The sequence below is a fragment of the Stenotrophomonas sp. 05L44_2 genome (assembly GCF_056665995.1).
Window position 1 is genome coordinate 1 of the sequence record NZ_JBFTNR010000079.1, and the last position, 8,797, is coordinate 8,797.

Here is an 8,797-nt window from a genome sequence, read left to right on the forward strand (position 1 = left end):
CCCGGGGCCGGCACTACCCTGCATCTCTCTGGGGCATGCCGACCAAGGTCGACATCTACTGAACAGCGCTTTGCTATCCTTTCCACCCACGCCAGGGAGCTATCCCGATGCCATCGCTGTCGCCCCGCCGCCCACTGGTCGTGCTGGCCCTGATCATCGTGATGGCGGCCATCTTCCTGGTCGATACGGTTACCGACTACGCCGTTGCTGCCGCCTGCTTCTACGCGGCGGTGATCCTGGCAGCGTCGCGGCGGCTTCCCGCCCGCGGGCTCATCGCCCTTGCGGCAGTCTGCATCGCATTGACCGGCCTTAGCTTCTTCCTCACCCGCTTCGGCACCTACCGCATCGGCCTGGTCAATTCAGCGATCGGCATGCTGGTGATCGGCATCACCACCTACCTGGCATTGAAGATGGAAGCGGCCAAGGCCGCGGTGCAGGATACACAGGCGCGCCTGCTGCGGGTGGCCCGCGCCTCCACCGTCGGCGAGCTGACCACCTCCATCGCACATGAAGTGAACCAGCCGTTGGCGGCCATCGCCAGCAGCGCCGAAGCCAGCCAGCGCTGGTTGGCCCAGGAGCCGCCGAACCTGGACAAGGCGCGCCAGACCATCGCCCGCATCGTCGCCGACGCCCATCGCGCCAGTAACGTGATTGCCCGCATCCGTGGCCTGACCCAAGGCGCCGCGCCAGAGCGCCAGGCCTTCGACCTCAACCTGGCCGTGGAGGAAATGCTGGCACTCTCGCGCAGCGAACTGGAACAGCATGGTGTGACCGTGGCGCTGGTGCTGGGCAATGAACTCCCCCCTGCCCATGCCGATCGCGTACAGGTGCAGCAGGTGATCGGCAACCTCATCCTCAACGCCGTCGATGCGATGTCGGACACGCGCGTAAGCGAGCGCAGGCTGTCCATGCTGACGGCGTACGATGGTCGCGGCCACGTCAGCCTGAGCGTGCGCGATCGCGGTGTCGGCCTGCCCGCTGAGCAGACTGACCGCGTGTTCGATGCATTCTGGACCACCAAGGCGAACGGCCTCGGCCTGGGCCTCAGCCTTAGCCGCTCGATGATCGAAGCCAACGGCGGCCATATCCGCGCCGAACGACCGGCCGGTGGCGGCGCCTGCTTCATCTTCGAGCTGCCAACGGCCACGGAGGCTGCGCATGCGTAAACCCACCACAGCACCTATTGAACCGTCACCGATCGTCTACGTGGTCGACGACGACGCCTCGGTGCGCGCCGCGCTGGAGGACCTGCTGGCCTCGATGGGCCTGCAGGTGCGGGCCTTCGCCTCGACCGGCGAATTTCTTGCCCATGCGATGGAGGATGCTCCGGCTTGCCTTGTGCTGGACGTGCGCATGCCCGGGCAGAGCGGACTGGATTTCCATCGCAGCATGGCCAGCCACGRYCTGCACCTGCCGGTGGTGTTCATCACCGGCCACGGCGACATCGCCATGGGCGTCAATGCGATCAAGGACGGCGCCATCGAATTCCTGACCAAGCCGTTCCGCGACCAGGAACTGCTGGACGCGATCCACAGGGGCATCGGGATCGATCGCCAGCGGCGCCGCGAGGGTGATGCGCTGGGCGCGTTGCAGCTGCGCTGGGGCACCTTGAACGCCGGCGAGCGCGAGGTGGTTGCCGGCGTGGTGCGCGGTCGCCTGAACAAGCAGATCGCCGCCGACCTGGGGGTCAGCGAGATCACCGTGAAGGTGCGTCGCGCGCAGGTCATGCGCAAGATGGAAGCACGCACGCTGGTCGATCTGGTCCGCATGTACGACCGGCTGCAGGCCGCTGCGCCATGACCGCCTACGTGGCCCTGCTGCGCGCGGTCAATGTCGGCGGCACCGGCAAGCTACCGATGACCGAGCTGGTGCGGATGTGCGAGAACGCCGGATTCCGGGACGTCCGCACCTATATCGCCAGCGGCAATGCCGTGTTCAGCAGTACGCTCGACGAGGCGGGTGTGCGCGGCAGTTTGGCGAAAAGCCTGCATGCTTATGCGGGCAAGCCGGTCGGCGTGCTGCTGCGTACCGCTGCTGAGATGGCCGAAGTGGTCGCCCGCAACCCGTTCAAGGACGCCGCCGGCAACCGTGTCGTCGCCCTGTTCATCGATGCGGAGCTGCCGAAGGATCCGCTGCAGGGCGTGACGGGTATTGGCGAAGAACAGCTCGCTCTCGGCAAGCGCGAGCTGTTCATCCACTACGGCGATGGCATGGCCGGTTCGCGCCTGCGCGTCCCCTTCGCAGCAAACGGAACCGGCCGCAACATCAACACCGTGAGCCGACTGGCGGCGATGGCTGCGGAGCTGCGCTGAGCTCAGGCCTGCCGGGCAGCCCCCTAACGGCGCGTCGCTGCAATGCTTCGCTTCAACCGTGTATCGGCCAGCCCCACCGCCAGCAGCACGATGCTGGTCAGCCACCCTGCCGCCAGCAGGTGCATCCATGGCAGCACGAAGCCGAGCACGACCAGAACCCCTGCCCCCACCAGGTGCGAGCGCGGCACGCGGCCGTAGACCGCCCGCTTGTACAGTGCGCTGCCCAGCAGGTAGATCAACGGCCCCGCTGCCAGCATCGCGGCATACGGCAGGGTCACCCTCGCCTCCGGTTCGTCCATCACCAGGTCGTTGCCGACGGCGGTGGCGATGATGCCGGCGATCAGCAGCGCGTGCACGTAGTGGAAGTAGGCGCCGATGCGGCCCGGGTCGTCGGAACGGGTGATGGTGTCGGTGGCGTCGCGGCTGGAGATGCCGAAGTACAGCCACCACATCGCGATCGTACCGGCAAAGGTCGCCAGCACTGCCGACACCACCGCGCCACTCCAGCGCTCCACCTCGCTCAGCACGCCGCCGGTTGCCAGCAACGTCTCACCCAATGCGACTATCACGAACAACTGGCAGCGCTCGGCCAGGTGCCCACCTTCGATGGTCCACTCGCGGGTACGCGAACGGCCAAGGCCCGGAAACGCGAAGCCGAACATCGGCGAGATGTACTCGCAGGCGACAGCCACCGCCCACAATGCCAGCCGCGCATTGCCCTCGACCGATGCACCGGCCAGCCAGAAGCAGGCCGAAACGCTGACCCAGGCCAGCATGCGCCTGAAGTTGGCGGCCAGCGGGTGCGAGCGCCCTACTTCCAGCAGCACAAACAGCGTCCGCCCTACCTGCATCGTGGCGTAGGCACCGGCGAACATCCAGGCGCGACCGGCAAAGGCTTCCGGGATGGACGAAGACATCAGCAACGCCAGCAGCATCGTGACGAACAACAGGCCACGGATACGCGGCGCCTCCGGGTCGAACCAGTTGCTGACCCAGCACGCGTACTGCCAGCCAAGCCAGACCGCAAACCACAACACCAGCGTCTGCAGCACGCCCAGCAGGCCCAGGTGGTGCAGCAGGTGGTGGCTGAGCTGGGTGACCRCGAACACATAGACCAGGTCGAAGAACAGTTCTTCGTAGGTCACCCGTGCATGATGGCCGTCGCGACGACGCAGGGCAGGAAGACGGGGCGTTGCCGGCATCACGGATCCTCGGTTCAGCGGCCCAGCCGCCAGAAGATGACACCGGCCACCAGCGCCGGCACGGCAAACACCAGCAGCAGGATCGGCAACTCCTCGCGCACCGTATAGCCTGCCCGGCTGACCCCCACCCACATGTTGGCCACCGATACCAGCAGCCAGGTGCCGATGAAGGCCAGCAGCCCCGTTGGCAGCTGAGGGCTGCTTGTGCTCCAGAGCCTGCCGAACAGCGCGAAGACGGCCAGCAGCAGGAACCCGCCGACGATCACCAGAAGCACGTGCATGGTCACTCTCCCCGATGGCTGCCATGCAGCCTATCTGCGGCCGAGTGTGCGCTGCAGAGGGTGATCATGGATTCACTTTCCGGGCACCGCGAACAATCCCGTCGTCGCTCATCCGATAGCAAATGCGAACAGTTCCCATTACTATCGTGACACCGCGCAGGGCTGGCCCTGCCTGGCACCCCTTCCTGCCTGCGCCGCTTTCCCGGATGTCCACGCCACCGCACCCCCCGCCACCTGTGCTGCCGTTGGTGTCCTCGCTGGTGCGCCACTACGAGGATCTGGTGGATTACCTGCGCCGTCGCTTCGCCTCACCCGGGCTGGCCCGCGAGGTGGTGCACGACGTCTGCGTACGCCTGCTGGAGCGCCCCGAACCGGCCGGCGTGCGCCAGCCGATGGCGCTGCTGCGACGGATGGCGCATGACGCTGCGGTTGATCGTTGCCGTGCTGAAGACCTGCGTCGCCAGTGGGTGGAACCGCGTGCCGAACTGCCCGATGCGGCCTGCGAAGGTGCCGGCCCGGCCAGACAGGCCGTTGCCGCGCAGGAACTGGCACGGCTTGTCGACGTCATCCGTGCGATGCCCTGTCGACGCCGCCAGGTCTTCATCCTGCACAAGATCCATGACGTTCCGCAGGCTGCGGTTGCCCGCCGCATGGGGATCGGCCTGAAGGCGGTCGAGCGGCATCTGCGGTTGGCGATGGTCGATTGCCGGCAGGCGCTGCCGGTGAGGGCGCTGACGTGACAGCGCCCCCTCGCCCGCGCCCTCCACTCCCGGACAAGGCCGGCACGCCTTCGCCTGATCGTCTGCTGGAGCAACATCGGGACACCCTCAAGGCACTGTTCCCGGTACCCGATCCGGCGCAACTGTATCGCCCCCACCGCAGCCGGCAGATCGGCGGGGCTGCGCTCGGCCTGCTGCTGGTGGCTGGACTGGGCGGGCTTTACGCTGTCGATCCCGGCTGGCAACAGCACGATTACCGGACGGCCATCGGCCAACGTCGCAACGTGCTGCTGGCCGATGGCAGCCGTATCCAGCTGGATGCGGGCAGCCATCTGCAGGTGCGCAGCCATCTGCGTTCGCGCCGCGCGGTGCTGGTCTCCGGACGCGCCCGCTTCGACGTGGCGCCCTCGCGCTGGCGCCGGTTCCAGGTCGATGCCGGGCCCGTGCAGGTGCGCAACTACGGCACGGTGTTCGACGTGGAGCGACGCGGTGACCGCAGTGAAGTCCGCCTGTGGCGAGGCGAGGTCGGCGTGCGCGTTGCTGGCCGTGACGGCGAGCAGCACCTGCAGCCTGGCCAGCAGCTGCTGGCAGGGACAGGGACAGGGCCGGTGCAGCCGCCGCAGCCGATCGCCACTGGCAGCGGGGAATGGACGCAGGGCCGACTGCAGTTCGCGCAGGCCCCGCTGGGCGAGGTGGTACGCAGCCTGCAGCGCTATCACCACGGCGCAATCGTACTGGACGAACCCGGACTGGCCACGCTGCAGGTATCGGGCGTGTTCGATGGCGACCATGCCGCCACCGCGCTGGCGCTGCTGCCGGAGATCCTGCCCGTCGCCGTCCACGTCCGCGGCGACGGCAGCGTGCACATCTCCGCACGCCACTGAATTCGGCACCGAGGGTGGGTTATGGCCCTGCTCATACGGCTGCTGCATGAACCCCTCTGAAGGACCCCGCATGACCCGCATTGCCCTGCCCGCCGCCCTGCGCCGCCTGACGCCTGCCCTGCTGGCCGTCAGCCTGTGCGCCGCCCTTCCGGCGGCGGCGCAGTCCACCCCCACGGCGGTGGACGTCCATCTTCCGGCCGCCCCGCTGCAACAGTCACTCAATGCGGTGGCCAGGCAGAGCGGCATCCAGCTGCTGTTCGCTGCAGACAGCGTTGCCGGCCGCCAGGCGCCAGCGCTGGACGGCCGCTATGCCCCGCGCGAAGCACTGCAACGGCTGATTGCCGGCCAGGGACTGAGCGTCGAGGAACGCTCGCCGGGCGTGTTCGTGATCCGCAGCGCGCTCGCTACGGCAGCTGCGGCGGCAAACACGGACCGCCCGCGCACTGCGCCAGCGCCGGCAGCCGCAACCTCGCTTGGCAGAGTGACTGTGTCGGCGTCCACCGCGCGCATGCCGCAGGGCGAGACCGCCATGCCAAACACCATCACCGTGCTCACCCGTGAGGACGTCCAGCAGCAGCTGGCATTGGGCTCGGATGTGTCACGCGTGCTGTCCTCGCAGATCCCGGCCTTCGCTCCGGCACGCGAGAAGATGTCCAACTATGGCGAAAGCATGCGCGGGCGCGGCATCCTGTACATGGTCGACGGCGTGCCGCAGTCAACCCCGTTGCGCGACGGCTCGCGTGATTCGCATACCATCGATCCGGCGATGATCGAACGCATCGAAGTGATCCACGGTGCCAACGCGCTGCAGGGCATCGGCGGCACCGGCGGCATCGTCAACATCATCACCCGCAGTGCGCCGAGCGAACCGGGTGCTTTCCTGCTGGACAGCAGCCTTTCGCTCACCGCCGCCTCGCCGCGCCGGCGCGATGATGACGGCCAGCGCGCTTCGGCACTGGTGGGCATCCGCGGCGAACAGTTCGACCTCGTGGCTGGCCTCGCCCATGAACGGCAGGGCCTGTACTACGACGGCGACGGCCGTGCGATCGGCACCAACGCGCAGGGCGAACTGATGGATTCGACCTCGACCAACATCTTCGCCAAGCTTGGCTGGAACATCGCCGAAGGCCAGCGCGTGCAGTTGATGGCCAATCGCTACGAACTGCGTGGCCTGGACAATTACCTGCCTGTGGATGGCAACTTCCGCACCGGTCGCCCGGCCACGTCGGTGCCCGGCGATACGCCGCTCGATCCGCCGATGAACCGCTCACGCTCGCTGACCCTGGACTACGGCAATGCCGATCTGTTCGGCGGCCAGTTCCTGGCACAGGCCTTCGCGGTCGATTTCGAAGGGCGTTACGGCGCCAGCCAGTGGGACCCTTGGGGCAACACGGGTGCCAACGCCGCCTGGGACCAGACCCAGAATGAATCAGACAAACGCGGCTTCAAGCTGACCCAGAGCTGGCGTCGCATCGGCGACACCTCGCTGGACGTGACCCTCGGGCTGGATGGCCTGCGCGACCGCACCCATCAGGTGCTGCTGGCCAGCGGCCTGAACTGGGTGCCGCTGACCACCTATCAGAGCCTGTCGCCGCTGTTGCAGCTGCAGTGGTGGCCCACCGACCACGTCATGCTGTCCGCAGGACTGCGTTACGAAAAGGGCGAGCTGGAGGTGGGCGACTACACCACCCTGCCCCGCTACGGCGCACGCAAGGTGGCCGGCGGCAAACCGACGATGAGCGAGACGCTGCCGAACTTCGGCGCGGTCTGGTACATCAATGACCGTCTCAATGCCTACGCGTCGTATTCGGAAGGCTACACCGTGGCCGATGTTGGCCGCGTGCTGCGCGCGATCAATCGCGATGGCCAGCGCGTGGACAACCTGGTGGACCTGTCGCCGGTGGTGTCGGACAACCGCGAGATCGGGCTGGAGTATGACGACGGCCGCTTCAGCGGCGATATCGCGTACTACACCTCCGAATCCAAGCTGGGTTCGGTACTGGTCTATGACGCCGGCATCGATGCCTACAACGTGCAGCGCCAGGCCACGCGGGTGGAAGGCTTCGAGACCAACCTGCGCCTGCGCCTGGGTGACAGCCACCTCGGCATGGGCTATGCCCGCGCCAATGGCCGCTACGACGCCGACCTGGATGGTCGTCTGGAAAGCGACCTGGCAGGCGTCAACATCGCCCCGAACCGTCTGACCGCGTTCTGGGAACAGGGCTGGACCTCGCAACTCAGCACCCGTCTGCAAGCCAGCCATGCCTTCGATCGCGACTTCGACCTGCGCGGCGTGCCGGTGGCCAGCTTCAAGGGCTACACCACGGTCGACCTGGTCGCCCGCTATGCGCTGGGCAAGAGCAGTTTCACCCTGGGCGTGCAGAACCTCGCCAACAAGCAGTACATCACCTACTACTCGCAGACCACGCCATCCAACCCGAGCTACTTCGCCGGGCGTGGGCGAGTGCTTACGCTGGGGTGGCAGTATCGCTACTGAGACATGGCGCCTTATGGGTGCCATGAATTCTATGCGTGACGCGATGAAGGAGGCCCATGCTAGTTTCTGGGCCTCCTACATCGGTGCCCTCCCATGCGCTTGCAGACCCTCGCCATCACGCTCGCTGCCCTGCTTCCCGCTGCGGCCTCTGCCGCCGAACCGACGCTGCCGCAACTGCGTGCCTACACCGTTGATGCCTCCTGGCTGCAGCCGATGGCGCCGCTGCAGATTGCCGATCACACCTGGCAGATCGGCACCGAAGACCTGACCGCGCTGCTGGTGCAGACGCCGCAGGGCGCGGTGCTGCTCGATGGCGGCATGCCGCAGATGGCCGACCACCTGCTGCGCAACATGAAAGCGCGCGGCGTTGCGCCGCAGGATCTGCGCCTGATCCTGCTCAGTCATGCCCACGCCGATCACGCCGGCCCGGTTGCTGCGCTCAAGCGCAGTACCGCTGCGCAGATCGTCGCAAATGCCGAATCTGCGGTGCTGCTGGCACGTGGCGGCAGCAACGACCTGCACTTCGGCGACGACATCACCTATCCGCCGGCAACGGCGGACAGGATCATCATGGATGGCGAGGTGGTCTCGCTCGGTGGCGTCGACTTCACCGCGCACTTCGTGCCCGGCCATACCCCGGGCAGCACCGCCTGGACCTGGACCGACACCCGGGGCGGCAAGCCGGTGCGCATGGTCTACGCCGACAGTTTGAGTGCGCCGGGCTATCAGCTGCAGGCCAACCCGCGCTACCCGCACCTGATCGAGGACTATCGCCGCAGCTTCGCCACGGTGCGCGCCCTGCCCTGCGATGTCCTGCTGACCCCGCATCCCGGCGCCAGCGGCTGGAACTACGCCGCCGGTGCATCAGCGGGTGCCAAGGCAATGACCTGCCAGGACTACGC

9 protein-coding genes are annotated in these 8,797 nt (G+C 67.2%); 7 read left to right on the plus strand and 2 right to left on the minus strand.

Annotation, left to right across the window (positions count from 1 at the left end; all coding sequences use genetic code 11):
• Window positions 1-107 precede the first annotated feature (107 nt).
• The 3 genes from AC1VAN_RS04455 to AC1VAN_RS04465 are packed head-to-tail and all read left to right on the plus strand — an operon-like array spanning window position 108 to window position 2,312.
• A complete protein-coding gene (locus AC1VAN_RS04455; RefSeq protein ID WP_442251796.1) occupies window positions 108-1,166 on the plus strand; it encodes a sensor histidine kinase in 1,059 nt (352 codons plus the stop codon).
• Entirely contained in the window at window positions 1,159-1,800 is a 642-nt protein-coding gene (locus tag AC1VAN_RS04460) for a response regulator transcription factor (protein WP_480985338.1), read from the plus strand. Before AC1VAN_RS04455 ends, AC1VAN_RS04460 begins: the two co-directional genes overlap by 8 nt.
• Window positions 1,797-2,312: a DUF1697 domain-containing protein gene (locus tag AC1VAN_RS04465; protein WP_282279799.1), complete on the plus strand. Its 516-nt coding sequence runs from the start codon at window positions 1,797-1,799 to the stop codon at window positions 2,310-2,312. The genes AC1VAN_RS04460 and AC1VAN_RS04465 overlap by 4 nt, the downstream gene beginning before the upstream one ends.
• Before the next feature lie 23 nt (window positions 2,313-2,335).
• Here AC1VAN_RS04465 and AC1VAN_RS04470 read toward each other — a convergent pair whose 3' ends face one another.
• Both AC1VAN_RS04470 and AC1VAN_RS04475 read right to left on the minus strand, forming a co-directional pair.
• A complete protein-coding gene (locus tag AC1VAN_RS04470; protein ID WP_480985339.1) occupies window positions 2,336-3,514 on the minus strand; it encodes a low temperature requirement protein A in 1,179 nt (392 codons plus the stop codon).
• Window positions 3,515-3,528: 14 nt separating this feature from the next.
• On the minus strand, window positions 3,529-3,795 hold the full coding sequence (locus tag AC1VAN_RS04475; RefSeq protein WP_282279797.1) for a hypothetical protein: 267 nt from the start codon (window positions 3,793-3,795) through the stop codon (window positions 3,529-3,531).
• Window positions 3,796-4,001: 206 nt separating this feature from the next.
• Here AC1VAN_RS04475 and AC1VAN_RS04480 point away from each other — a divergent pair, with 206 nt between their 5' ends.
• The 4 genes from AC1VAN_RS04480 to blaL1 all read left to right on the plus strand — a co-directional run.
• Window positions 4,002-4,535 carry an RNA polymerase sigma factor gene (locus tag AC1VAN_RS04480; protein ID WP_180831086.1) on the plus strand — a complete coding sequence of 178 codons (534 nt, stop codon included), beginning with the start codon at window positions 4,002-4,004 and terminating at the stop codon, window positions 4,533-4,535.
• Window positions 4,532-5,398 carry a FecR family protein gene (locus AC1VAN_RS04485; protein ID WP_282279796.1) on the plus strand — a complete coding sequence of 289 codons (867 nt, stop codon included), beginning with the start codon at window positions 4,532-4,534 and terminating at the stop codon, window positions 5,396-5,398. Before AC1VAN_RS04480 ends, AC1VAN_RS04485 begins: the two co-directional genes overlap by 4 nt.
• Before the next feature lie 70 nt (window positions 5,399-5,468).
• Entirely contained in the window at window positions 5,469-7,895 is a 2,427-nt protein-coding gene (locus tag AC1VAN_RS04490) for a TonB-dependent receptor (protein WP_313115095.1), read from the plus strand.
• Between the two features lie 93 nt (window positions 7,896-7,988).
• On the plus strand, window positions 7,989-8,797 hold an 809-nt coding region (blaL1, locus tag AC1VAN_RS04495; protein ID WP_480985340.1), incomplete at its 3' end, for a L1 family subclass B3 metallo-beta-lactamase.